Annotated in this window: 1 protein-coding gene; it reads left to right on the plus strand. The window is 53.2% G+C overall.

Going from position 1 to position 560, the window contains the following annotated elements; genetic code table 11:
• The coding region (locus J2D75_RS14295; RefSeq protein ID WP_207855461.1) for a transposase at positions 1-556 on the plus strand (556 nt) is incomplete at its 5' end.
• Positions 557-560 lie beyond the last annotated feature (4 nt).

Here is a 560-nt window from a genome sequence, read left to right on the forward strand (position 1 = left end):
ACCCGCAAAGCTGTCGCACAAGGATCGTCATGCGCGCTGGACACTGAAGTTCACGAAGGCGAAGCGGCAGGATGATGGAACCATGCCATCCAGCGATCTCGCCATCCCGTTCTTTGGCTATAAATCGCATGTTTCCATCGATCGGAAATACCGGTTCATCCGCAAATGGAAAACAACGCATGCCGCTGCCAGTGATGGCGCGCGATTGAGAGAGGGGCTTCTGGATAAAACCAATACGGCCTCAAGCGTCTGGGCTGATACAGCGTATCGCTCAAAAGCCAATGAGGACTTCATGGATAAAGAGGGTTTCGTCTCGAAAGTTCACAGGAAAAAGCCGCATCTCAAGCCTATGCCCCGCCATATCCAGAGATCCAATGCAGGGAAGTCCGTGATCCGATCTCGTGTGGAGCATGTCTTTGCCGATCAGAAGTCACAGACAGGGCTGTTCGTCCGAACTGTCGGTATTGCGCGAGCCAACATGAGGATCGGGCTGGCCAATATCACCTATAATATGCGCCGCCTCCTCTTCCTCGAAAGATTGAACGCGAGCGCATAGCCAT

Origin of the sequence: Acetobacter suratthaniensis (genome assembly GCF_017377745.1) — a bacterium.
In the GTDB taxonomy this organism is placed as follows: domain Bacteria; phylum Pseudomonadota; class Alphaproteobacteria; order Acetobacterales; family Acetobacteraceae; genus Acetobacter; species Acetobacter suratthaniensis.